Origin of the sequence: Burkholderia sp. L27(2015) (assembly GCF_009765705.1) — a bacterium.
Taxonomy (GTDB): Bacteria; Pseudomonadota; Gammaproteobacteria; order Burkholderiales; family Burkholderiaceae; genus LMUX01.
Genome location: NZ_LMUX01000016.1, coordinates 184,837 through 207,264 on the forward strand (window position 1 = coordinate 184,837; position 22,428 = coordinate 207,264).

23 protein-coding genes and 1 tRNA gene are annotated in these 22,428 nt (G+C 60.7%); 15 read left to right on the top strand and 9 right to left on the bottom strand.

The genetic code is table 11. The annotated features are described in order from the left end of the window. Window positions 1–113 precede the first annotated feature (113 nt). Window positions 114–1,046, top strand: a complete 933-nt coding sequence (locus tag GSQ77_RS08770) for a DnaJ C-terminal domain-containing protein (protein ID WP_158901126.1) — start codon at window positions 114–116, stop codon at window positions 1,044–1,046. 11 nt (window positions 1,047–1,057) lie between these two features. After that, window positions 1,058–1,375 carry a chaperone modulator CbpM gene (locus GSQ77_RS08775; protein WP_158901128.1) on the top strand — a complete coding sequence of 106 codons (318 nt, stop codon included), beginning with the start codon at window positions 1,058–1,060 and terminating at the stop codon, window positions 1,373–1,375. Between the two features lie 157 nt (window positions 1,376–1,532). Here the strand turns inward: GSQ77_RS08775 and GSQ77_RS08780 are convergent, their stop codons facing one another. The 4 genes from GSQ77_RS08780 to GSQ77_RS08795 all read right to left on the bottom strand — a co-directional run bounded on the left by GSQ77_RS08780 (window position 1,533) and on the right by GSQ77_RS08795 (window position 5,437). Next, the gene (locus tag GSQ77_RS08780) at window positions 1,533–1,757 is read right to left on the bottom strand and encodes a hypothetical protein (protein ID WP_158901130.1); all 225 of its coding nucleotides are present in this window, start codon (window positions 1,755–1,757) and stop codon (window positions 1,533–1,535) included. A gap of 85 nt (window positions 1,758–1,842) precedes the next feature. Beyond that, complete coding sequence (locus GSQ77_RS08785; protein ID WP_158901132.1) at window positions 1,843–3,225, bottom strand: MFS transporter; 1,383 nt, start codon at window positions 3,223–3,225, stop codon at window positions 1,843–1,845. A 32-nt stretch (window positions 3,226–3,257) separates the two neighbouring features. Next, window positions 3,258–3,887 carry a 3-isopropylmalate dehydratase small subunit gene (gene leuD, locus GSQ77_RS08790; RefSeq protein WP_158901134.1) on the bottom strand — a complete coding sequence of 210 codons (630 nt, stop codon included), beginning with the start codon at window positions 3,885–3,887 and terminating at the stop codon, window positions 3,258–3,260. Window positions 3,888–3,955: 68 nt separating this feature from the next. Continuing rightward, window positions 3,956–5,437, bottom strand: a complete 1,482-nt coding sequence (locus tag GSQ77_RS08795) for a 3-isopropylmalate dehydratase large subunit (RefSeq protein WP_158901136.1) — start codon at window positions 5,435–5,437, stop codon at window positions 3,956–3,958. A gap of 205 nt (window positions 5,438–5,642) precedes the next feature. Between GSQ77_RS08795 and GSQ77_RS08800 the strand changes: the two genes are divergently transcribed. From GSQ77_RS08800 to leuD (GSQ77_RS08845), 10 genes are all read left to right on the top strand, one after another. After that, window positions 5,643–6,416 carry a GntR family transcriptional regulator gene (locus tag GSQ77_RS08800; protein ID WP_158901138.1) on the top strand — a complete coding sequence of 258 codons (774 nt, stop codon included), beginning with the start codon at window positions 5,643–5,645 and terminating at the stop codon, window positions 6,414–6,416. 181 nt (window positions 6,417–6,597) lie between these two features. Continuing rightward, window positions 6,598–7,554 (top strand): hypothetical protein, encoded by a 957-nt coding sequence (locus tag GSQ77_RS08805; protein WP_158901140.1) that lies wholly within the window; start codon window positions 6,598–6,600, stop codon window positions 7,552–7,554. A 116-nt stretch (window positions 7,555–7,670) separates the two neighbouring features. After that, window positions 7,671–8,522: a GntR family transcriptional regulator gene (locus GSQ77_RS08810; protein WP_254067529.1), complete on the top strand. Its 852-nt coding sequence runs from the start codon at window positions 7,671–7,673 to the stop codon at window positions 8,520–8,522. Window positions 8,523–8,732: 210 nt separating this feature from the next. Next, window positions 8,733–10,001 carry a CaiB/BaiF CoA-transferase family protein gene (locus GSQ77_RS08815; protein WP_158901142.1) on the top strand — a complete coding sequence of 423 codons (1,269 nt, stop codon included), beginning with the start codon at window positions 8,733–8,735 and terminating at the stop codon, window positions 9,999–10,001. A gap of 120 nt (window positions 10,002–10,121) precedes the next feature. After that, a complete protein-coding gene (locus tag GSQ77_RS08820) occupies window positions 10,122–11,099 on the top strand; it encodes an ABC transporter substrate-binding protein (protein ID WP_158901144.1) in 978 nt (325 codons plus the stop codon). 11 nt (window positions 11,100–11,110) lie between these two features. Then, the gene (locus tag GSQ77_RS08825) at window positions 11,111–11,974 is read left to right on the top strand and encodes an ABC transporter ATP-binding protein (RefSeq protein ID WP_158901146.1); all 864 of its coding nucleotides are present in this window, start codon (window positions 11,111–11,113) and stop codon (window positions 11,972–11,974) included. Beyond that, window positions 11,971–12,729, top strand: a complete 759-nt coding sequence (locus GSQ77_RS08830) for an ABC transporter permease (RefSeq protein ID WP_158901148.1) — start codon at window positions 11,971–11,973, stop codon at window positions 12,727–12,729. The genes GSQ77_RS08825 and GSQ77_RS08830 overlap by 4 nt, the downstream gene beginning before the upstream one ends. Further along, window positions 12,726–13,511 (top strand): ABC transporter permease, encoded by a 786-nt coding sequence (locus GSQ77_RS08835; protein ID WP_158901150.1) that lies wholly within the window; start codon window positions 12,726–12,728, stop codon window positions 13,509–13,511. Before GSQ77_RS08830 ends, GSQ77_RS08835 begins: the two co-directional genes overlap by 4 nt. Window positions 13,512–13,688: 177 nt before the next feature. Further along, on the top strand, window positions 13,689–15,116 hold the full coding sequence (gene leuC / locus GSQ77_RS08840; RefSeq protein ID WP_158902875.1) for a 3-isopropylmalate dehydratase large subunit: 1,428 nt from the start codon (window positions 13,689–13,691) through the stop codon (window positions 15,114–15,116). Next, window positions 15,113–15,739 (top strand): 3-isopropylmalate dehydratase small subunit, encoded by a 627-nt coding sequence (gene leuD, locus GSQ77_RS08845; protein ID WP_158901152.1) that lies wholly within the window; start codon window positions 15,113–15,115, stop codon window positions 15,737–15,739. The genes leuC and leuD (GSQ77_RS08845) overlap by 4 nt, the downstream gene beginning before the upstream one ends. A gap of 123 nt (window positions 15,740–15,862) precedes the next feature. Here leuD (GSQ77_RS08845) and GSQ77_RS08850 read toward each other — a convergent pair whose 3' ends face one another. Then, window positions 15,863–16,765: a LysR family transcriptional regulator gene (locus tag GSQ77_RS08850; protein WP_158901154.1), complete on the bottom strand. Its 903-nt coding sequence runs from the start codon at window positions 16,763–16,765 to the stop codon at window positions 15,863–15,865. 225 nt (window positions 16,766–16,990) lie between these two features. Between GSQ77_RS08850 and GSQ77_RS08855 the strand changes: the two genes are divergently transcribed. Beyond that, window positions 16,991–17,761: a glutaredoxin domain-containing protein gene (locus GSQ77_RS08855; RefSeq protein ID WP_158901156.1), complete on the top strand. Its 771-nt coding sequence runs from the start codon at window positions 16,991–16,993 to the stop codon at window positions 17,759–17,761. 98 nt (window positions 17,762–17,859) lie between these two features. On the opposite strand, the gene GSQ77_RS08860 is transcribed toward GSQ77_RS08855, so the two are convergent. Continuing rightward, on the bottom strand, window positions 17,860–18,960 hold the full coding sequence (locus tag GSQ77_RS08860; RefSeq protein ID WP_216854872.1) for a calcium:proton antiporter: 1,101 nt from the start codon (window positions 18,958–18,960) through the stop codon (window positions 17,860–17,862). 221 nt (window positions 18,961–19,181) lie between these two features. Between GSQ77_RS08860 and GSQ77_RS08865 the strand changes: the two genes are divergently transcribed. Together GSQ77_RS08865 and GSQ77_RS08870 are read left to right on the top strand one after the other, a co-directional pair. After that, window positions 19,182–19,427 (top strand): AbrB/MazE/SpoVT family DNA-binding domain-containing protein, encoded by a 246-nt coding sequence (locus tag GSQ77_RS08865; protein WP_158901158.1) that lies wholly within the window; start codon window positions 19,182–19,184, stop codon window positions 19,425–19,427. After that, entirely contained in the window at window positions 19,427–19,849 is a 423-nt protein-coding gene (locus tag GSQ77_RS08870) for a type II toxin-antitoxin system VapC family toxin (protein WP_158901160.1), read from the top strand. The genes GSQ77_RS08865 and GSQ77_RS08870 overlap by 1 nt, the downstream gene beginning before the upstream one ends. A gap of 135 nt (window positions 19,850–19,984) precedes the next feature. Here GSQ77_RS08870 and GSQ77_RS08875 read toward each other — a convergent pair whose 3' ends face one another. The 3 genes from GSQ77_RS08875 to fdxA form a co-directional block, all read right to left on the bottom strand. Then, window positions 19,985–21,187, bottom strand: coding sequence for an NAD-dependent formate dehydrogenase (locus tag GSQ77_RS08875; protein WP_158901162.1), 1,203 nt, complete (start codon window positions 21,185–21,187; stop codon window positions 19,985–19,987). Between the two features lie 397 nt (window positions 21,188–21,584). Next, window positions 21,585–21,660: transfer RNA gene (locus GSQ77_RS08880), tRNA-Asn, on the bottom strand. Between the two features lie 124 nt (window positions 21,661–21,784). Beyond that, complete coding sequence (gene fdxA / locus GSQ77_RS08885; RefSeq protein WP_158901164.1) at window positions 21,785–22,108, bottom strand: ferredoxin FdxA; 324 nt, start codon at window positions 22,106–22,108, stop codon at window positions 21,785–21,787. Between the last annotated feature and the right edge of the window lie 320 nt (window positions 22,109–22,428).

A 22,428-nucleotide genomic window follows, 5' to 3' on the forward strand; every position in this document is an offset into this window, starting at 1 on the left:
TGAGCTCTCGGCCTGAACTAGTGCGGCAAACGCCTGCCTAAGGTGTCGATACCCGGAATCGATAACCTGGCTCTTAACTTGGAGCTGCTGTCCAATTCTCTCCTAGGGCTATCATGAAATTCAAGGATTACTACCAGGCCCTGGGGGTGGAACGCACCGCCACGGCGGCTGAGATCAAAAAGGCTTATCGCAAGCTGGCTCACAAATTTCATCCGGACGTGACCAAGGATCCGGAGGGCGAGGAGAAATTCAAGGAAGCGCAGCAGGCTTACGCGGCCTTGAAAGATCCTGAAAAGCGTGCCGCCTACGATAGGTTGGGCAAGCATGCTCCCGGCGAGCAATTCACGCCGCCGCCCGACTGGGAACCACATGTCAACGCAGGCGGCCCCACCGGTTTCGAAGACATCGATTTATCGGATCTATTCGCCGGCTTTGGCCGGGCGAGGCGCGGTGCTCAGTCACGGGACGATTTTCCAATGCCAGGTCAGGATTACGAAGTCGCCGCATCGATTTCGCTCGAGCAGATTCATCGCGGCGGCGAAATCGAGGTGAGCGCCGAGCTGCCCGAGTACGACAAACATGGCCGGCCTCACCGGGTAGCGCGCACGTTTCGCATTACGATCCCGACCGGTGCCGCCGATGGCCAACGTCTGCGGCTCGCGGGCAAAGGCGGCGCGGGGCTCAACGGGGGGCGCAATGGCGACCTCTACGTCGCGTTGGCCTTGCATCCGCATCCGCTGTATCGGGTCGACGGCCGCGATCTTTACATCGATCTGCCGCTCACGCCATGGGAAGCGGTGCTTGGCGCGGCAGTCCAGCTTCCCACCTTGGGCGGCACCGTGGAGCTCAACGTCAAGCCTGGCACCACGGCCGGGCAAAGGCTGCGGCTGGCCAAACGAGGACTTGCGGCGGCAGACGGCACCCTGGGCGCACTCTACGCGGTGGTGAGCGTGGAAGTGCCCAAAACGGTTAGTACGCGCGAACACGAATTGTTCCAGCAACTCGCGGCGGCTTCCGGCTTTAATCCTCGTAAGCATTTTGCGTAAGGAACGAGTCCATGACTATGCAAATAACCGATACGGTGTGGTTGAACGACGCCGCTGTATGCCGGATCGAGCATTTGGTCGAAGTGTCCGGCTTGTCGATGGAAGAAATCGAGGATCTGATCGAAGCCGGTGTGATCGCGCCGCAGCAGCCGGAGGTACAGCCGCGCTCGTTCGAACTCAAGTACGTCATGACTGTGAAGACCGCGCGTCGCCTGCGCGATGATTTTCAGCTCGACCCTCATGGCGTGTCGCTTGCGCTGACGCTGTTGCGGCGTATCGGTGAGCTGGAAGCGCAATTGGCTGCGACGCGGGCCAAGCGCGGACGTTGACACGGATGGCGGATGCCCCGAATAGAGGGCTGCCCGGCGCAACCAAGACGATGTACGCCAAAAAATAGTCCGCGACAGCCGAGCGAATTACGTACACACTCTGAGCATGCGGTCGCGTTCCGCGACGGGCATATCGGAGAAATATGATGGCCAAAGGTCAATTACGCGGTAACCGCGAAACGAAAAAGCCTAAACAACCCAAGAAGCTTCCTTCCCCCACCGACGGGACGACCTGGGCTGCAGCCAAGCCCGCGACTTCGGGCGCTGCGGCAAAGAAGAAATAAAATCGCAATGATGGACGGCGGCAACGCCAGCGACCGTCCATCATGGCTATATCGATCCGATCCGGCTTGCTGCTCTGCACGCCGATCGGATTTTTCATTTCCAAGCGTGCGTACGTCTCGCGTATTCGGCGGTTCGCCCGTAGTGGGTTCGCCCGTTGTACCCAACCGCAATACGAGTGCCAACTAATGGGAGCCTGCGACGGCCGAGCCGACGCTCGCGTGCAGGCTTGCATCCGGCATACGCTTGAGCCGACGCCCGAGGATGTAGGCGACCACGGCAACCACCAGCAGCACGGCGATCACGATCGCGAAGCACGACGTGAGGTTGTGCGTTTTCTCCTGGATATGACCAACCAACGTGGTGATGCCGAAGCCCGCCAGGCTGGCGACGGTGCTGATGATGCCCAGGCCCGCGGCCGTCATATTCTTGGGCAGGAATGACTGGGGGATCGTCCAGAAAACCGCATTGGCTGAGTAAATGCCGATGTTGGCCAGCACGAAGCCCAGGATCGTGAGCGCGAGGCTGGTGGACAAGGCAATCGCGACATACCCGAGTGCCGCGAACAGCAACGCGCCGATCAGATGCCAGACACGTTCGCGATGCCGGTCCGAGTGACGGCTGGTCAGGAACATGCCGATTGCCCCTGCAAACGACGGCAGCGCGGCGAGCGGTCCGATCAGTTTGAGCGGCACGTCGTATCCTCGGATAATGAGCGGCAGCCAGGTGTTCAATGTCGCCAGGCCGCAGAAAATCCCCACCATGACGCTGGCCATCAACAGAACGTTGGGGTTGGCGAACACGCGCAGCGGATGAGCGCGTTGCTCGGACGCGGGCGCCTGCGCCTCGCGATCTAGCGTGCCCTGCAGCCAGAGCCGGTCGGCCGCGCTCAGCCAGTGGGCTTCAGTGGGCTTGTTGGTCAAATACCAAAGACCAAAAAGACCGAGCAGAATCGCCGGCAGGCCTTCGAGAAGAAACAGCCATTTCCAGCCGGGCAGGCCGAGCGCCCCGTCGAGCTGCATGATCCATCCGGAGACAACCGACGCGACCGCATACGCGACCGGCACGGCATAGATGAACACCGCGTTGTAACGTGCGCGGTAGGCCGTGGGAAACCAGTAGCTGATGAACAGGAATACCCCGGGCGCGATGCCGGCTTCCGCAGCGCCCAATAGCGCGCGCATGCCGTAGAAGCTATTGGGGCCGCTGACGAACGCCATCAGCATGGTCGCCAAACCCCACAGAATGGCGATGCGCGTGAGCGTGGCGCGTGCGCCGAAGCGCGCCAGCGCAAGATTGCTCGGGAGCTCGAACAGCGCGAACGTCAAAAAGAAGATCCCCACGCCGAAGCCGAACATTTCACGCGTGAGGTGGAGTTCGCTATTCATGGCCAAGGCCGCAAAGCCCAGATTGCCGCGATCGACGATAGACATGAAATAGAGCGCAAAGACGTATGGCATCAGACGACGCCCGACACGCTTGACGACCTGCGCGGGATCGACGCCGGCAGCGGGTGTTTCCAGCGGTGCGGTGCCTGCCTGGGTCGCGGCACTCTGCTTATCGGACACTGTGATCTCCCGGTTCAATTCGTCGCGCTCGCTCAATACGAGCCGCGTTCCAGATACGCCCAAGGCCGCTTTGCGCGATCGGTGGCGCGAAAACGCGCGATGCTGTCGTCGAGCTGCATGGTCAGATCGATTTCGTCAAGCCCGTTCAACAGCATGTCCCTGAGCTTTTTAGGTGTGACGAACGCAAACGTCAGCCCATCGGGCGCCGTGACACGCTCGTGTTCGAGGTCGACCTCGATCGGTGCGGTACCGTGCGAGCTTGCAACCTGTTGCACCAGAGCGTTGACGGTCTCGATCGGCAAGATCACGGGTAGCACCCCGTTTCGAAAGCAATTGCCGAAAAAGATGTCACCGAAACTCGGCGCGATCACCGCGCGAAAACCCGACTGTCGCAATGCCCTCGGTGCTGCCTCGCGGGATGAGCCGCAACCGAAGTTCCGGTCGGTGAGGATGATCTCGGCCCGGTCGTAAGGCGCTCGATTCAATATGAACTCTGGGTCCGGCGTGCCGTCGGCGAGGCTGCGCCAATTTGCGAACAAGCCCTCGTTGAGGCCTTCCTCCGACGTGCGCAATAGAAAACGTGTCGGGATGATTTGATCCGTGTCGATATTGATCCGCATCATCGGCGCGGCGGTCGCGCGAATACGAGTGAACGATTCCACTTTCTCTCCTTAATCGTACTAAGCGTACCTAAGCGTACCTAAGCGTACCTAAGCGTACCTAAGCGTACCTAAGCGTGCGTCGAAAAGGTTCGCGCGTCGGCGAAGTGTCCGAGTATGGCCGAGGCCGCCACGGTTGCCGGACTGGCGAGGTGGGTGCGTGTTTTCGGGCCTTGGCGGTTTTCGAAATTTCGATTGGTGGTGCTGATCACGCGGCGGTTGGCGAGTCGATCGGCACCGCCGGTGGCGCACATCGCGCAACCGGGCTCCAGCCATTCGAAACCCGCGTCGCGAAACACCTGGTCCAATCCCGCAGCTTCCGCCGCGCGCTTCACCTGCGTCGAGCCTGGAACGCAAATCGCGAGGACATTTGCGGCGACCTTGCGCCCTCTGAGCACATCGGCGGCAACGCGCAGATCCGACAAGCGAGCGTTCGTGCACGAGCCGATATAGGCGACGTCGATCGGGATTTGATCGACACGCGTACCGGGCGAAAGGCGTTGATAATCGAGCGCAGTACGCACCAGCTCCCGCGTGCCGGGATCGTCATAGTCGTCGGGCTCGGGTACCGTGCCATCGATGCCGACCGATTGCTGCGGGCTTGTTCCCCATGTCACTTGCGGTGCGATCGTGGTGCTGTCGATTTTGACTTCCCGGTCGAACTGCGCACCCTCATCGGAGGGCAGCGTGCGCCAGTAGGCCACCGCTGCATCCCATGCTGCGCCCTTGGGGACATATTCGCGATCTTTCAGGAACGCGTAGGTGAGTTCGTCCGGAGCGACGAATGCGTACCGCGCGGAGAATTCGATCCCCATATTGCATAAGGTGAGTCGCCCCTCGATGGGCAGCGAGCGCACGGTGGATCCCGCAAATTCGACCGCGTAGCCGATTCCGCCATTGGCCCCGATCGAGCCGATTAAGTGCAGTGCCATGTCCTTGGCTGACACGCCCGGACGCAGCGCCCCTTCAAACGAAATCCGCATGGTCTTGGGCTTGGCCTGGCGCAAGGTCTGGGTCGCCAGTACATGGACGCCCTCGCTGGATCCAACACCCCAGCCCAGCGTACCCAGCGCGCCCACCGTGCAGGTGTGGCTGTCGCCGCACACCAGTGTGGTGCCTGGCAATGTCAGGCCCAACTCCGGCGAGATCACATGGACGATGCCTTGGCGCGGATCGCCGATATTGAAGACCTGCAGCCCTTCTCGTGCCGAGGCGACCAGCGTTTCCTCGATCATCGCGGTGGCCGTTTCGTTGCGTCCTTCCCCTGGGCGGCGGTCGGGGCGGATACTGACCACATGGTCGATCGCCGTGAACACTTGACCCGGACTCGATGTTGCACGCCCAGCTTGCTTGAGTTCGCGCAGCGAGACCCCGCCTGTCACTTCATGCAGGAACAGGCGGTCGATCTGTAATAGCGCAGTGCGTTGAGTGGTGCCTTCTGTAGTGCCTTCCGTGGTGCACTCGGCTGGGTCTTCATCCAGCTCGGCAATGACGTGATCGCTCCAGACTTTTTCGAAGAAAGTGCGTGGTGCGTCCGTTTTGGTATCGGGCATACCTGTCTCCCGTTTTTATCTGTGCAAAAGAATATAGACTTGTTCTAATGTTAATACAAGAGCGCTAATCCGCCCGTCGATTGCGAACCGCTGATCCCCCGCGCGATCAAGCGCTCGCTTGCCCCGTAGCGCGAGGCCGCTCGATTACAATGCCTAGCGCGGGGCTAGATGGCATCAGCGAGTCAATGCGAGCTAGGGAGTAGGGATGAGTAAGGACGATGCCGGGGCGATTCAGCGCGGTGGCGGAACACCATTGCACCATCAGGTTTTTCTGGTGGTACGCAGCGCGATTTTGTCGGGCCGGTACGCTGAAGGACAGATGCTGCCGAGCGAAGACGATTTCGCGAAGACGTTCGGCGTTTCGCGCGTGACGGTACGAAATGCGCTCGCGACGCTGCGCGCGCAATCGCTGGTCGAAAAGCGTCGCGGTGTCGGAACCTTTGTCTGCACGGGCAGAATGCGGGAAAAGCTGCGCGTGCCTAATGCCGATCTGATGGAGCATGTGCGCTCGGTGGGCGCGAGTACCCAGGTGAAGGTGCTTGATGTGAGCCGGGTCGCGGCGCCTGCGCATTTACAGGAATTCTTTCAATGCGAACCGGACGCGCAATTGCACCGCATCGTGCGCTTGCGGTCGATCGGCGCGCGGCCTGTATTTCATGTCGTCACTTACTTGTCGGATGCCGTGGGCAGTTTGTCGCGTAGCGACTTCCACCGACAATCGCTGTACACGTTGCTGGCCGAGCGTGGTGTGGAACTGTCTTCGGGTCGACAGATCGTCAGCGCGGCACTTGCGGATCCGAGCCTGGCGCGGCATCTGCAAACCATGGTCGGTGCGGCGCTGCTTTATATTCGTCGCTTCCACTATGACCAACATGGCGCGCCGGCCGAATACATCGAATTTCATGCGACACCTCAGTCGTTCGAAATCGAAATGACGCTGGGTTCGGATGAGATAGGTACGCATCGCGCCGCTGGTTGACCAGAAGCCGAAGTACTCTGAAAAAACACAAAATTCGCCCTGCGTAATCAGCGGTGCTAAGATGCGTCGGCGTCTACGGATTTTATAGCGCATACGTTAATGATGACGGTTTTCATGGCAAATCGGACTGCCAAACCCGCAATTCAGGGGCTTGAGGCGGTCGCAACGGCGGAGACCCAGCGTGTTGCACTTTCCAGAACGAATTACCGTCGTCGACGTATCGGCGCGCGATGGTCTGCAGAGCTTTCATCGCTGGGTCGACACCGACACCAAGGTGAAGATGGTCGATCGGCTTTCCGATGCTGGTTTTCCCGTCGTCGAAGTGACCAATTTCGCCCATCCCCGCGTGATCCCGCATCTGAAGGATGCCGAAGAGGTGATGGCGCGCATCACGCGTCGCCCCGGCACGGTCTATCGTGCCCAAGCGCCAAATCCGCGCGGCGCCGAACGTGCAGTTGCCGCACGCGCCGACGAGATTCTCGGTCTGATTACGGCGAGCGAAATCTATAATCTGAAAAATCAGAATATGACGCTTGAGCAGGGTGTTGAAGCCGCGCTCAAAACGTTTCGCGTCGCCGATGCTGCGCATACGCCGTTCTTGATGGCGATCGGCACGGCTTGGTGGTGCGCGTACGAAGGACGCATCGCGCCCGAGCGTGTGCTTGGCCTGATGGATCAATTGCGCAACGGCGGTATCAAGCGCTTTTACCTGGCCGATTCGATGGGATTGGAAGATCCGCGTCGAATCAACCAGTTGATCCGGATGACGCTGGATCGGTTTCCCGATATCGACGTCGGCTTCCACGTCCACAATACCGGGGGCAACGGTGCGGCCAATATGGTCGCGGCGCTCGATGCCGGGGCGAGTTTTATCGAGGGCAGTATTTGCGGCATAGGCGGGGGCATCATGACGCCAACCAGTGTTGCCGCGGTGGGCAACCTAGCTACCGAGGACATCGTCCATATACTCAATGAGATGGAGGTGGAGACGGGGATATCGACCGAAGCTGCCGTCTCGGCCGCGCGCGATATCGCGGCCCTGCTCGATATACGATGTCTAAGCTACGTGAGCGCCGTGGGCACTCACAGCGAAGTGATGGCACAGGCTAAAACGCACGCGCGGTCTCACCCTGCATGAGGCTGCGGCCTCACCCCGTGAGGTGGCAAGCTCATTGCGCATGAGGCAGCGACATCATTCAATATGAGGCAGCGACCTCATCCTACATAAGGCAGTGGGAGTTCAAGGATCAGACGATGAAAACGACCAAGCCGCCGGTGGCACGGCGCAATAGCCGCATTGAAGAGATGCAGGCACCTGCTGCCGCTGCGGATTTCGCAGAGGTCGCTACGACCGTGAGTGCGGCCGCGAGCGCTGTGGGTGCCAACGCGGTAGTGCCCGAGCCGCCAAGTTGGACGGCGGCCAAACGCGTCTTGCCCACCAAGCGTGCCAACAACGCGACCGACGCGGCATACGAAATCCTGCGCCAGAAGATCATGGACAGTGAGCTGGCGCCGGGTTCCCAATTGCTGGAGCAGGAGATCGCGCTGCTGCTCGGACTGAGCCGTACGCCGATACGCGAGGCCTTGATACGTTTGCAGCTCGAAGGACTGGTGCAGGTGATTCCGCGTCACGGCATACGGATCGTGCCGACGTCGATTTCCGACATCAAGGAGATCTACGAAGTGCTGATCAGCCTTGAACCGACGGCCGCATCGCTGATTGCAAGCGCCCAGCCGCCGGTCGACGTCGCGCCGCTCGAATCCGCCTGCAATGACATGACCGAGGCGCTCGAACGAGGCGACATGCAAGCGTGGGCATTGGCCGATGAAGCATTTCATTTGCAACTGGTCGTGCTCAGCGGCAACAAGCGCTTGAGCGATATCGTGATGACGTGCTGGGATCAGGTGCATCGGGTCCGCCAATTCACGCAACGGCTACGCCCACATCCGCAGCCTCGCGAGTCTATCGCGGAGCACCGCGCGATCATCGAGGCAATTCGCGGCGGCGACGCCAAATTGGCCGCCGATCTGTATCGCCGCCACCGCGAACGCGGCTGGCGCGACCAGACCAGCGTGTTGAAGCAATACCGGATCCACCAAGCCTGAGGGAGAGTCTGGGGTCTGTGCCTGGGGGCGTACGTAGGGTTGGGGGGCAGGGGCCACGCTTAGGGCCCGCGTTTAGTCCGCCGCGTTTAGTCCGCGTTTGAGCTCGCGCTCAGGCCCGCGTATACCCACCCTCGAAAAGGTTAGACAACGCTCTTTTCTACGTATACATTAAATCATCGATTAATGAACGTCGAACAGGAGCTTGTCCCCATGACCTCCGAGCAGATCGAATCCGAGCAAGCATCGCATGTCCGCTTGCCCCTCGAAGGCGTACGGGTGATCGATATCGCGTCCTTTCTTGCGGCGCCGATCGGCGCCATGTTCATGGCGGATTTCGGCGCCGAGGTCATCAAGGTCGAGCGACCCGGCACGGGCGATGAATCGCGGTTCTGGGGCAACAACAAGAACGGCATAGGTTTGTACGCCAAGGTTCTCAACCGCAACAAGAAATCCGTCACAGCCGATCTGCGTACGCCGTTGGGTGCCGAGATCCTCAAGCGGCTGGTCAAGGACGCCGACGTGCTGGTGGAGAACTTCCGTCCGGGTACGCTGGAGCGTTGGGGCTTAGGCTGGGATGTCCTCTGCGCCATCAATCCACGGCTGGTGATGCTGCGCATTACGGGTTTCGGTCAAACCGGCCCGAACGCCGCGAGGCCCGGTTTCGGAACGCTGGCCGAAGCCTACAGCGGCTTCGCCCACATCAACGGCAATGCGGGCCAGCCGCCGATCCTGCCCGCGTTCGGGTTGGCGGATTCTACCGCGGGGCTGATGGGTGCGTTTCTCGCGATGGTCGCGCTCAAGGGGCGCGACGTTAACGGCGGCAAAGGTCAATTCATCGATCTCGCCTTGTACGAACCGCTGTTTATGCTGCTCGGCCCGCAAGCGATCGATTTTGATCAACTCGGACTGGTCCAGGAGCGTAACGGCAGCCTGCACTCCTTCACCGCGCCGCGCAATTGCTATTGCACCAAAGACGGCAAATATGTCGCGATCGCGGGTGCCTCGCAGTCGACCTTCGAGCGCATGTGCGTGGCGCTCGAAGTGCCCGATATACCGAACGATCCACGCTTTCGCGACAATCGGCTGCGCATGAAGAACAATCGCGAACTCGATCCGGCGCTCGGCGCGGCCGCGGCGCGCTTTACGCTGGACGAGCTGATGGAGCGCTTCATCGCGTGTGAAGCGGCCGCGGCGCCGGTCAACACGATAGCCCAGGTGTTCGAGGATCCACATTTCGCCGCGCGAGAAAATCTCGTGTCGATCTTCGACGAAGAAATCGGCGCTTCGCTGCGCTTTCAGAATATCGTCGGCAAGCTTTCAGCGACCCCGGGCCGCGTACGCCATACCGCGCAAAAATTGGGCGCCAGCAATCGCGCGATTTTGATCGATGAGTTGGGATTTACGGAAGAGCAGTTGGAAGCCGGCGAAGCACGCAGTGAAGCACGTAGCGAAACCCGCGGCAAAAATCTAGCTATTTAGCCTAGGCGGCGTATGCCGTGCGTGGGTGTAGGATCTGTATTGACGAGTTGCGACCATAACGTGACCGTAGGAGTGTGTAGGCCAACTTCGCTAACGATAAAAAAATCAGGAGACCGCACCATGAAAGCATTTCGTGCTGTAGCACGCATCGCCGGCGTCGCCGCCATTTCGGCCGCTGCCTCGTTGGCTCAGGCCAGCTCGCTAACCGTTACGCACTGGGCCGATGGCATGTACGGCGTGCCGTTCGCGGTGGCGTACGAGAAGGGCTATTTCAAGGAGGCCGGCATCGATGTGACTGGGTTCATTACTTCGGAAGGCGGCGGCACCACGGTGCGCAATGCGATGGCATCCGAAATACCCTATGGCGAAGTGGCGTTGCCCGCGGCAATTGCCGCGTCTCAGCAAGGCGTGCCGCTAACCATTGTGCATGGCGGCGTGCTGAGCCTGGCCGATCTGGTGTGGGTCGAACTCAAGGATTCGGATATCAACGGTATCGCCCAGATGAAGGGTAAGAAGCTGGGCTATAGCAGCCCGAAGTCCACCACCGACATGGTCTCCACGATAGGTCTGTCGAACGCGGGGCTGCTCGGCCAGGTTGAACGCAAGCCGGTGGGCTCGTCAAGCGGTGCAATGACTGCGCTGCAGCAGCATGCGGTCGACGCGGCGTACATGACGGAGCCCTCGTATAGCGAGAAAAAAGCAGCGCTGAAGATCGCCTTTCGCGCCGTCGATATCGTGCCCAAGGAGACCCAGACGGTCGGCGTGGTGCGCACCGATTACCTCAAGCAACACCCCGATGTGATCCGCGGCATCATCAATGCGCGCCGCAAAGGTGTCGAATTCATCAAGGCGCATCCCGATGAAGCGGGAAAAATTCTCGCTAAGGAATACAAAATGGACCCAGCGGTTGCGACCGCTGCGATCAAGAATGTCCTGGCGAGCGACCCCAACTATTGGAGCACCGGTGGGTTCGACTATAACGGCATGAACGAACTGCTCAAGGGTCTGGTGTTGGTCAAGGCAATCGAGCCGGGCCCGTTCGACTGGTCGAAGATCGTCGACGACTCGCTGCTGCCGGCGAGCGAACGCTCCAAATAAGGAGAAGGGTGATGGGCCCATTACGCAAACCCGGTACACCGCTGTCGGTGGTGTCGGCCAATCCGACTTCACCAGCGGGGCCGCAGATTCACGCAACGCTGACCGACGTGACGCGCATTTACGCGGGCAGTAAAGGCCGGCCGCCGTTTCATGCGTTGGGTCCGGTCAGCCTGAACTTGCGTGCCGGTGAATTTTTTTCGGTAGTCGGGCCTTCGGGATGCGGCAAATCGACCTTGCTCGATGTGATGGCCGGGCTTAATCCGGCCAGCAGCGGCAGCGTGATCTTTGAAGGCGCGCCGGTGCACGCCAAGGTGCCCGACGGTGTGGCGGTGGTGTTCCAGGAGGACGCTACCTTTCCCTGGCTGACGGTGTATGACAACGCCGCATTCGGGGCACGTCGCGCGGGGCTGCCCGAGCCGGAGATTCGTGAACGGGTCGAGCATGCTCTGGCGTTTATGGGCCTGAAGGCGTTTACGCAGGCGTACCCGGCACAGCTCTCGGGCGGCATGCGTCAGCGCGTGTGCATCGCGCGTGCGATGGTGGTGCGCCCGCGCCTGATGCTGCTCGACGAGCCGTTCGGAGCGCTGGATCAGCAAACGCGCCTGCTGATGGGCGACGAGATGCTCAAGCTATGGCGTGACACGGGCGCCACCGTGATGTTGATCACCCACTCGATCGACGAAGCCGTGCTGCTGTCGGATCGCATCGGTGTGATGTCGGCCTGCCCGGGGCGCTTTATCGAAACGATAGAGACCAACTGGCCGCGCGAGCGCGACAGCAATACCGCACTCGATGCGCGCTTTGGCGAGCTGACGGCGCGCGTCTGGGGCCTGTTGCGTGGCGAGGCCATGAAAGCGCTCGGGAGCCAGACATGAACCTTGCCGCGCGCTGGCGCGTCGCGCTTGTGGTCGCATTTGTCCTCACGCTGGAACTGGCGAGCCGACTCGCGTGGATCGACCCGGTCTCGTTCATCCCGCCCTCGCGCATGGTCGTGGGCGCGTGGCAACTGCTGCGCTCGGGCGACTACACCGATGACATCCTGCTTACGCTGAGCAGTGCCGCACTCGCGGTGGTGTTGGCGGTGGTCGCCGGGTTCGCTTTTGGCGTGGCGCTATATAAACTGCCGCGCGTACGTCGGGTGCTGGATCCCTTGCTGATGTCGTACTACGCCGTGCCGATCTTCGTGATCTATCCGATCTTGATCGTGTTGATGGGGCTGAACCGTTGGCCGTTGATCGCGTTGGGCGTGCTGTTCGCCGTCGTGGCGATGGCGGTCAACACCTTGAATGGCCTGGAGCGCGTGCCGCGCGTCATGTTGCGCACGGCACGGGCATTGCGCATGAGCCCGCTCGCCGAGATTCGCTTGATCACCTTGCCGGCCAGCCTGCCTTTTGTGTTCACGGGCATCAAGCTCTCGGTGGTGTATGCCTTTATTGCGATCGTTGCCGGAGAATTCGTGTTGTCGGGTTCGGGCTTTGGCTACCGGATCGCGTTCGCCTATAACAACTTCGACAATCCGAGCATGTATGGCTTGATGCTGTTGCTGCTGCTGTTTGTCGGCACGCTCAATATGCTGTTGCATATGGCCGAGGCTCGACTCTATCGGCGTATGAGCCGGGCGGCGACATGAGCACCGTCACCTCGACTACGGCGCGCGAACTCGGTACGCCGCGCGCGTCGCGCTCCTGGAGCGATGCCGTGATTCTGGTGCTGGCGTTGCTGGTGCTGTGGCAACTGTGCAGCTGGCTGGCCGGCCCGGAGATTTTGCCTACGCCCTGGCGCACCGCGGTGAAGGCGTTGAAGATCGTGCGTGACGAAGATTTCCCGCAAAGCCTGGAAGCGACGGGCATTGCATTCATCGCGGCCCTCGTCATCTCCGCAATCGGCGGCGTCTCGCTCGGCCTGGTGCTTGGTGCGCGCCGGCTCGCGGGCGACGTGATGGAGCCGCTGTTGATGGCGTTTTACGCGCTGCCCAAGATCACGCTGTATCCCGTGGTGTTGCTGATGTTCGGGCTCGGACTCTCGGCCAAGATCACCTTTGGCGTCATCCACGGGATTATTCCGATCACCGTCTTCACCATGGGCGCCGTGCGCAACATGCCTATCGTCTATGCACGCACCGCCTTGGCGTACCGGCTCACGCCACTCGATTTCGCGCGCTATGTGATGTTGCCGGCGGCGATTCCGGAGGTGGTGGCGGGCCTGCGCATCGGCTTTTCGCTGACCTTGCTCGGTACGCTGATCGGCGAGATGTTCGCCTCGCAAAGCGGCATCGGCCACATGCTGATGATCGCGATGGCCCGCAACGATACCGAGACCATCATGGCGCTCGCGCTCATGCTGTTCCTGTTCGCCACGGGGGTTAATTTACTGTTGCTGCGCTGGCATCACCGGCTTGCAAAAACGGGCTGACTGAGGTGGCTGACTGAGTGGGCCGACTGAGTGGGCCGACTGAGTGGGCCGATTCTGTGGGCCGACGCGGGGACTATCCTCGGGCTGACCTCAGGCCGGTGAGCTGTCAACTTGCATGGAGACATCATGGCTGCTGTTCGAAATCCTGTCGCGCCTGTGCCAGGCGTACATAGTTCAATGGCCTATTCGGGCCCACGCACGCTGTTCGAAAAACTCTGGGAGCCGCACACGATCGCGCAACTGCCAGGCAAGGTCGACCTGCTGCAAGTAGATCGGCATCTGATGCATGAGCTGACCGGTGTCGAGGCCGTGCGCGTTCTGGAGCGGCGCGGTTTGCCGGTGCGCAATCCGGATCTGACTTTCGCTACGCTCGATCACGTGATCTCGACCGAACCCGGTCGTACCGCCGGCGACGAGCCCTGGAGCAGCGAGATGGTCGACGCGATGCGCGCCCAGATGGGACGCCTGGGCATCCCCATATTCGATATCGGCGATGGGCGTCAGGGCATCGTGCACGTGATCGGCCCCGAGTTGGGACTCTCTTTGCCGGGGACGCTGATTGTCTGCGGCGACAGCCACACTTGTACGCACGGTGCGTTCGGCGCGCTGGCTTGGGGTATAGGCTCAAGCGAACTCGTGCACGTGCTGGGCACCCAGACGATCCGCCAAGTGCGGCCCAAGACAATGCGGGTGCGCTTCGAAGGGGCTGTGCCTCCCGGCGTCACCGCCAAGGACATGATCCTGTACTTGATCGGCCAGTTGGGGGCGGCTGCCGGTACCGGTTATGCGGTCGAATACGCCGGCCCGGCCGTCGAGGCGCTCTCGATGGAAGGGCGGATGACCTTATGCAATTTGACCATCGAGCTGGGCGCCAAATTCGGCCTGGTAGCGCCCGACGACACGACCTTCGCGTATTTGCGCGGGCGCGAGTACGCGCCGCAGGGCGCGGCATTCGATGCGGCGGTAGCGCAATGGCGTACGCTCTACAGCGACGCCGGCGCGAATTTCGACCGCGACGTGCAGATCGATGCGGCAGCCATTTCGCCTCAGGTGACGTGGGGCACCAGCCCGGAGCATGTGATTGCGCTGGATGCCGCCGTGCCGGACCCTGCCCGTGAACCCGATCTCGCGCGACGTGTGGCGCTGCAGACCGCGCTCGAATACATGGACGTGCACGCTGGGCAGCGGCTAGGTGAGCTTGATGTCGACCGGGTGTTCATCGGTTCGTGCACCAACAGCCGAATCGAAGACCTGCGCGCCGCGGCCGAAGTGGTCAACGGCTTGCACGTGGCGCAGGGCGTGAGAGCCTGGGTCGTGCCGGGCTCGTTGAGCGTGGCGCGGCAAGCGGCCGAGGAGGGCCTGGATCAGATATTTCGGGCCGCGGGGTTCGAATGGCGCGAGCCGGGCTGTTCGATGTGCGTGGGCGCCAATGGCGATGTGGTTGGTCCCGGCGAGCGCTGCGTCTCGACGTCGAACCGCAATTTTGCCGGCCGCCAGGGACCGGGCGCCCGGACGCATTTGGCCAGCCCGGCCGTCGCCGCCGCCAGCGCGTTGGCCGGTCACATTGCAGCGCCTTGCGTGCGCGGCGCGCGAGGTGTCGCATGAAACCGTTCACGATATGCCGCGGCCCCGCGGCCCCGCTGCTGCGCAACAACGTCGATACCGACCTGATCATCCGGATCGAACGCATATCGCAATTGCGACGCGGCCAATTTGCGACATGGACATTCGAAACCTTGCGCTATTTGGGCGAGGGACCGCAGAGTGGCGAGCGAGCCGATTTCATCCTCAACCAGCCGGCGTTTCGGCAGGCATGCATCCTCCTTGCGGGCGACAACTTCGGCTGCGGTAGCTCGCGCGAAATGGCGGTATGGGCGCTCGAGGAATTCGGCTTGCGTTGCGTGATCGCGCCGAGTTTTGGCGATATCTTCCGCAGCAATTGTCTGCAGAACGGACTGCTGCCGGTTGTTCTGCCGGCGCCGGCGATCGCTGCGCTTGCAGCAGTGGCGAGTGACGGCACGCCGCTCGAAGTGGATTTGACAGAACTGGAAGTGCGCGCGCCGGGGCTGGCGCCGATGCGATTCGAATTCGATTCGGTGCAACAGACCGCGTTGCTCGAAGGGCTGGATGAAATCGATCAGACGCTGCTGTTGATGAACGAGATCGAGGCGTTTCAGCGCACGGACCGGCAACAACGAAAGTGGATTTATGGGCAACCGCGCGGCTAACAGCGCGGCCAAGATCACGACGCGCCCCCCTCGGCGGGGTAGGGACGTGGCCTAGGGTGACTGGACTAGGTTACGAGACCAGGTCTGGGGGCTAGGTCAAGGCGCTAAGTCAAGGCGCTAAGGTCAGGGGTTTGCGTCCGCGCGCCGGCTCAGGTGAGTGACCAATAACTTCCCGGCTGCGGGCAAGGCGTCGAACGAGCGCACGCAGATTCTCAGTTCGCGTTGCGCCCAAGCGTCGCTGAGCGCCACAGTGTGCAGGTCCAGCCGCGTGGCATGCTGCGCCGCCACTGCGTGCGGCAGGATGCCGATGCCGAGTCCGGCCGCAACCATCAGGCATAGCGCGTCATAGCTGGTCACCTGGATGCGCAGATTCACCGCGCGCCCCTGTTCGTTAGCGGCCCGCGAGAGTTGTAAATTGATCGCGCTATCCGAATGCAGGCCGACGTAATCGTAGGCGAGTGTCTGGGCGAACGAAATCTCGCTTGGCGTGCCCAGCGGATGATCGCGCGGGGTAATCACCACCAGGCGATCGACGTGGTACGGGAAGGTCTCGAGTGGGTAGCCGTGCGGCACGACGGTGAAGATGCCGACGTCGGCTGAATTCTCGGCGACCGCCTTGGTGACCAGGGGGCTCACTTTCTCTTCGAGACGCACCTGTATATGAGGATGAGCGGACAGGAACGATTTGATTTCGGCGGGTAGGAATTGCACGATGGACGACACGTTGGCAACCACCCTGACCAGGCCGCTTGCGCCGGTTGCGTAGCGGGCCATTTGCACGCCAATGTCGTCGAGCTCATGCAGGGCGCGGCGTGCCAGCGCCAATAATGCGTCCCCTGCAGCGGTGGGTTCAACGCCTTTATTGGTGCGACGCAACAGCGGCACGCCCAGGCTCGCTTCCAGTTCACTGACGCGTTTGCTGATTGCTGCCGCCACGATGTGCTCGCGCTCGGCTGCTGCTGCAATCGTGCCTTCCTCGACAACGCGGATAAAAAGCTTAAGCGAGGTGGGGTCTAGCTGCGCCATGGGATGTCCCTTCCGATTCAATGTCGGCCATCTACGGACCGAGTGTAATGGAAGAAGACCCGGGCCGAATACCCAGGATACATAGGAATAGTACCCGTACTACCCGGCTGCCGATGCCCTCCATCATTTTCGGTGATGACGGCATCGCCAACCATTGCTTTGCATCTCCAGGCGCGAGCCGCAAGAATAGCGATGGAGTCAATACGAATACTCAAGGAGATCGAAATGGAGCAAGCGACCACTGGTGCACGCATCAAGGTGTTCTGGCAACCGGGATGTTCGTCGTGCCTGCGCACCAAAGAATTCCTCACCAAGCAAGGAGTCTCGTTCGAATCGATCGACGTGCATAACGACCCCGACGGGCGCGCGCAGTTGGACGCGCTGGGCGCACGCAGTGTGCCGGTCGTCTCGATCGGCGCGCGCTACACGTTCTGTCAATCGATCAACGATGTCATCAAGTTTCTCGACTTGAAGACCAAGGTGATGGAACCGTTACCCCCGGCGCAATTGGTGGAGAAGATCGATCTCGTGTTGACCGCTGCTGCGCGCTATGCACGCCAGTTCAAACCCGAGGAATTGCACGTGCCGTTTCGCGATCGTAACCGCACGCCCGCTGGCCTGTGCTTTCACGTGTTTCGCGTGGCCGAAATGGGCATGCAGGCGGCGCATCAGATCGAGCTTTTATTCGAAGGTTTCGACGAAGTGCCGCCGCCGACATGGACTGGCGAGGTTATCGCCGCGTGGGGCGAGGACGTACGCACACGGATTCTGGCCTGGTGGGAAACCGAGCCCGACCGGTCACTGAGCTACGATGTGCCAACCTACTACGGCAGACGTCCGATGGACGAAGTGTTGGAGCGTACGGCGTGGCATGCGGCGCAGCACACGCGTCAGGTCATGCTGATGCTGGAGTCTTATGGAACGCAGCCCAACGGGCCGCTGACGGCGGCGGATCTCGCTGGCTTGCCGTTGCCCGACGAAGTGTGGGATCGCTGAGGGTTGCATCCCGTCAGGGGCAGAGCTACCGCCAGGAGCCGACGCGCGCGACGCTACTGCGTCAGTGCGCCGGCCACCCGGCCGTATCTTCTCAACCCTCAGCCGACAAAAATCAGCGAGATATAAACGAAGAACACCATCAGGTGCATCGCGCCTTCGAGCAAGGTCGTGCGCGGTCCCGAGAACGTCAGCATGCTCAAGCTCAACGTAAGCACTAGCAACACCAAATTGGTGGGCGACAAGCCCAGCACCAGATTTTGCCCGGTGATCAGGCTGATGAATAATACGGCGGGCACGGTCAACCCGATGGTGGAGGCCGATGCGCCCAGGCATAGATTGACGGCGCGCTGCAACTGATTGGCCGACACCGCACGTATCGCCGAAATGGCCTCGGGCGCCAACACGATCACGGCGATCAGCAAACCGCCCAGCGCCGATGGGGCGCCCAGCCGAGCGAGTCCGACGTCCACGTATTTGGCGAGAAATTTCGACAGCAGCACCACCGGCCCGATCGCCACCAGCAGCCAGAATATTTGCCGCATCAGTGTGCCGCTGCCGTTTTGCGCGTCGGCGTGGTCATGGTGCACGTACGCGGGTTCCTCGACGGCAATAAAGAAGTCGCGATGGCGGCCGGTCTGGATTGCCAGGAATACCCCATAGAGGATCAGCGTGAAGATCGAGAATGCGACCGCCTGTACCGGATGCAGCGTGCCGACCGAGGTTGATACCGTGAAATCCGGCAGTACGAAGGAAATGACCGCCAACGGGATAATGACCGCCAGATAGGCGCTGGCGCCCTGCGTGTTGTAGCGCTGCTCGCCGTGCTTGAGGCCGCCGAGCAGCAAGCCCAGCCCGACCACCCCGTTGAGCACGATCATCAGCACCGCAAACATGGTGTCGCGGCCCAACGTGGGCTGATCCGAACTGAAGGTCGCGGCACTGATCAATGCCACTTCGATCAACACGATCGACAAGGTCAACACCAGCGTGCCTAGCGGCTCGCCCAGCGAAACGGCCAGATGATCGGCTTCTGCGACGACGCCGAACGCCGACCACAGAATGACGCCGAATAGCAGCGCGCTGGGTATGGCAAGCCAAGCGGAGGAGGTGGTGAGTGCCGTAATCTGCGAGCCGAAGGCGAAGAACACGGCAACCATGGCCCAGCCTGCGGCGAGTCGTAAAGTGCGCGATAGATTCATTGAGAGTCCCAAGCGTAAATGGAGGGTAGGCAGGTGCCCTGCAAGGAATGCATTGCTATCGAGCTCGGCGTTGGATAGCCAGATCGGTTCGCCACATTTAACCACGGAAATTGTGAACGGTCGCACCGTTGACTATTTTTATCCACGACGCAGCCCCGCCCACGATAGGTCGAATGGCGATATAATGTATATACCATAACGTATATACAGTGGGGCGAGCGATGGATCTGCAAATAGCTAAGTGGGGTAATAGTCTGGCACTGCGTATCCCGGTAGATTATGTACGTCGCATCGGCATCAAAGAGGGGGATCACGTGCAAGTGAATTTGACGGCAGACGGTGGTATCTATATTCGTCCGATCAAGCGGGACCGGAAAGCATTTGCGCTTGAATTGGAGAAATCCCGTCAGGCTATGCCGATGGGAGAGTCGGTGATCGACGAATTGAGGCAAGGGGCGCGGTACTGATGGTGTACGTCGATACCAGCGTATTGGTGGCGCTGTGCGTGAACGAACCCCACAGTGCGATCGTTGGGCGGTGGTACGCCGCGTGCCGCGACGAACTGATCTCCGCGGCGTGGTGCGTGACCGAATTTGCCAGTGCGCTGGGCATCAAGCGGCGCACCGCGCAAATCGACGGCGAACAAAGCGCTCGCGCATGGCAGTCTTTCGAACGCTTGTGCGCAGGGGATGTGCAGTTGCTGCCGATCGAGCAGAGCACATTTCACCGCGCGGCCGTACTCACCTTGGACGCTAAAATGGGCTTTCGTGCGGGCGACGCCCTGCATTTGGCCGCCGCGTTGAGTGCCAAGGCCAAGAGCATGGCGACGCTGGATGAAGTGCTGGCGTGCAACGCCAAGCAGATGAAAATGAAGCGGGTCTCGTTTTAGCGGGTGCGTCGCGCCAAGGTCCCGCGTTTGCCTCGGCCCGGGTTAGCCCGCGTTGGCCCCATTTGACGCGGAGTGGCGGCAAACGGGGCGGGGGAGGCAGCGGTCATTTCTTCCGTAGCGTGTTTCTTCAGCAGCCTATTTCTTGTTGAAACGCGCGGCTTCCTCGGAGCCTTTGGTCGCGTTGCCCGCGCTATATGAATGCGCGCCGACGCCCGCGAGCTTGCCGCTCTGAACGATCAGGTACTCATCGCGGATCGGGCGTTTTTCGAAGTAGCATTCGAGGATTTCGCGCGTGCCGGCAGCATAGCGAGCCTGTGCCGACAGGCTGGTGCCCGAGATATGCGGTGTCATGCCATGGTGTGGCATGGTGCGCCACGGGTGGTCGGCCGGCGCGGGCTGTGGGAACCACACATCGCCGCCGTAACCAGCGAGCTGGCCGCTCTCAAGCGCGGCGACGATCGCATCGCGGTCGCATAGCTTGCCGCGCGCCGTGTTGATCAGGTACGCACCGCGCTTGAAGTTGGCGAGCGTCTTTGCGTTGATCATATGCTCCGTCTCGGGGTGCAGCGGGCAATTCAGCGTGACCACGTCGCAGACCTTCGTCAGGCTTTCCAGGCTCGTGTGATGAGTCAGATTGAGCTCCTTCTCAACCGACGCGGACAAGCGGTGGCGATCCAGGTAGTGCAGCTTCACGTCGAAGGGCTTGAGCAGTCGCAGCACGCGCAGACCGATACGCCCGGCTGCAACGGTACCGACGTTCATCGATTCCAGGTCGTAGGAGCGCGAGACGCAGTCAGCGATGTTCCAGCCGCCGTTAATCACCTGTTTGTACGACGGTATGTAGTTACGCACCAGCGCCAACGTGGTCATCACGACATGCTCGGCCACGCTGTTGCTGTTGCAATAAGTGACTTCGGCCACGGTGACGTTGTGTTCCATCGCCGCTTGCAAATCGGTGTGGTCCGAGCCGATTCCGGCCGTGACGATCATTTTCAGCTTGCGCGCTTTCGCGATGCGCTCGGCTGTCATGTAAGCCGGCCAGAACGGTTGTGAAATCACGATTTCAGCGTCGTGCAGTTCGCGGTCCAGCACGCTATCGGCGCCGTCCTTGCTGGAGGTGACGATCAACTGATGGCCGTTCGCTTCGAGATATTTGCGCAGCCCCAATTCTCCCGAGACGCTGCCCAGCAACGTTCCAGGTTTGAAGTCGATGGCTTTGGGAGTGGGCAGCGTCTGGCCGTCCGGATAACGTTCGGGTTGGGGCAGGTCGTCGCGGGCATAAGTCTTGGGGTAGCCGCTTACCGGGTCGTCGTACAGTACGCAAATAATCTTGGCCATGATGTCTCTGGGTCTCCTAGGGGCGCTGGAGAGAGCGCCACTGTCGCGTCGGGCGGCGCGCTCGCTTGAGCAGTAGGCTTACTGCTTGAGCTAGAAGATAGACAGGTGGTCGTGCGCAGGCTAATCGTTTGTGCTGATCTGGCGATCAGCCGGACTTATCATGTCGTGCTTATCAGGATGCGGCCGCGCAATGTCGTGCCGCAGTTGTGCCTTGGTGTCGTGCCTTAATGTCGTCCATTAAGGCCTGCGCTCCACGTTCACCATCGGCTCGCCGCGTGCCGCTCACGTGAGCATTGATCGATGGGGATCCGTATTGTCTGAGATGCCGCCGTAGCGTCTGCACGAAGCTGGAAAACAAAAAGCCCAATCCGAAGATTGGGCTTATGCTTGATTCTTTTGGCTCCCCGACCTGGACTCGAACCAGGGACCTGCGGATTAACAGTCCGTCGCTCTACCAACTGAGCTATCAGGGAACAGCAGAGAACGTAATTTTAGGGTGGCCTGAGCATCTTGTCAACAGGCATGCACGAAGAGATTGCCTGTTACGTCCTGTCCACCCCTATATAAACACACGCCATTGAGAAAAAACGATGTAGATCAATGCTCAAGCAAATTGAGTTTTTCCTTCACGTCTTTCCACTCGTCAGCTTCGGGTAGCGGTGCTTTGGTTTTGGTGATGCTCGGCCATGCTTTCGCGAGATCGGCATTCAATGGAATGAAGGCTTGTTGATCGCTGGGCACGTCTTCTTCGGCATAAATTGCGTTGACCGGGCATTCAGCCACGCACACGGCGCAGTCGATACATTCGTCCGGGTCGATCGTCAGGAAATTCGGGCCTTCGCGGAAGCAATCCACCGGGCATACATCGACGCAATCGGTATAGCGGCATTTAATGCAGCTTTCGGTCACAACGTGGGTCATTCGGGCTCCTGCAAACGGTGAGCGGTAGTGCGTTCGGTTAAACCCGTATTGTAGCGTAATGTCGCTTTCAGATAGGGGCTGCGGCGTGGGTCTTTAGATCGAATCATGATTTGCATATGATATTTTTCCGTAGCCGGGAATCGCCCACGCAACTGTCCTCGATCGAGCATGGGTCCGAAAACACGAGTCCAGGCGCTATCCCACGGTGTTTTCGTTTAAGATTCCGACGCTGACCGTTCGTTTTTTGCGCTCGTTTTTTCGTGTCGGTTTCGTGTTTGTACTTTCGCATTGGGCGGCGCGCGGCATACAGAGGTTCGCGC

Bases quoted from the DNA above. Each gene is read 5' to 3' on its own strand.
- GSQ77_RS08770 (WP_158901126.1), top strand. From the start codon at position 114: ATGAAATTCAAGGATTACTACCAGGCCCTGGGGGTGGAACGCACCGCC.
- GSQ77_RS08775 (WP_158901128.1), top strand. From the start codon at position 1,058: ATGACTATGCAAATAACCGATACGGTGTGGTTGAACGACGCCGCTGTA.
- GSQ77_RS08780 (WP_158901130.1), bottom strand. From the start codon at position 1,757: ATGAAAAATCCGATCGGCGTGCAGAGCAGCAAGCCGGATCGGATCGAT.
- GSQ77_RS08795 (WP_158901136.1), bottom strand. From the start codon at position 5,437: ATGCCCGATACCAAAACGGACGCACCACGCACTTTCTTCGAAAAAGTC.
- GSQ77_RS08800 (WP_158901138.1), top strand. From the start codon at position 5,643: ATGAGTAAGGACGATGCCGGGGCGATTCAGCGCGGTGGCGGAACACCA.
- GSQ77_RS08810 (WP_254067529.1), top strand. From the start codon at position 7,671: ATGAAAACGACCAAGCCGCCGGTGGCACGGCGCAATAGCCGCATTGAA.
- GSQ77_RS08815 (WP_158901142.1), top strand. From the start codon at position 8,733: ATGACCTCCGAGCAGATCGAATCCGAGCAAGCATCGCATGTCCGCTTG.
- GSQ77_RS08820 (WP_158901144.1), top strand. From the start codon at position 10,122: ATGAAAGCATTTCGTGCTGTAGCACGCATCGCCGGCGTCGCCGCCATT.
- GSQ77_RS08825 (WP_158901146.1), top strand. From the start codon at position 11,111: ATGGGCCCATTACGCAAACCCGGTACACCGCTGTCGGTGGTGTCGGCC.
- GSQ77_RS08830 (WP_158901148.1), top strand. From the start codon at position 11,971: ATGAACCTTGCCGCGCGCTGGCGCGTCGCGCTTGTGGTCGCATTTGTC.
- GSQ77_RS08835 (WP_158901150.1), top strand. From the start codon at position 12,726: ATGAGCACCGTCACCTCGACTACGGCGCGCGAACTCGGTACGCCGCGC.
- leuC (WP_158902875.1), top strand. From the start codon at position 13,689: ATGGCCTATTCGGGCCCACGCACGCTGTTCGAAAAACTCTGGGAGCCG.
- leuD (WP_158901152.1), top strand. From the start codon at position 15,113: ATGAAACCGTTCACGATATGCCGCGGCCCCGCGGCCCCGCTGCTGCGC.
- GSQ77_RS08850 (WP_158901154.1), bottom strand. From the start codon at position 16,765: ATGGCGCAGCTAGACCCCACCTCGCTTAAGCTTTTTATCCGCGTTGTC.
- GSQ77_RS08855 (WP_158901156.1), top strand. From the start codon at position 16,991: ATGGAGCAAGCGACCACTGGTGCACGCATCAAGGTGTTCTGGCAACCG.
- GSQ77_RS08860 (WP_216854872.1), bottom strand. From the start codon at position 18,960: ATGAATCTATCGCGCACTTTACGACTCGCCGCAGGCTGGGCCATGGTT.
- GSQ77_RS08865 (WP_158901158.1), top strand. From the start codon at position 19,182: ATGGATCTGCAAATAGCTAAGTGGGGTAATAGTCTGGCACTGCGTATC.
- GSQ77_RS08870 (WP_158901160.1), top strand. From the start codon at position 19,427: ATGGTGTACGTCGATACCAGCGTATTGGTGGCGCTGTGCGTGAACGAA.
- GSQ77_RS08875 (WP_158901162.1), bottom strand. From the start codon at position 21,187: ATGGCCAAGATTATTTGCGTACTGTACGACGACCCGGTAAGCGGCTAC.
- fdxA (WP_158901164.1), bottom strand. From the start codon at position 22,108: ATGACCCACGTTGTGACCGAAAGCTGCATTAAATGCCGCTATACCGAT.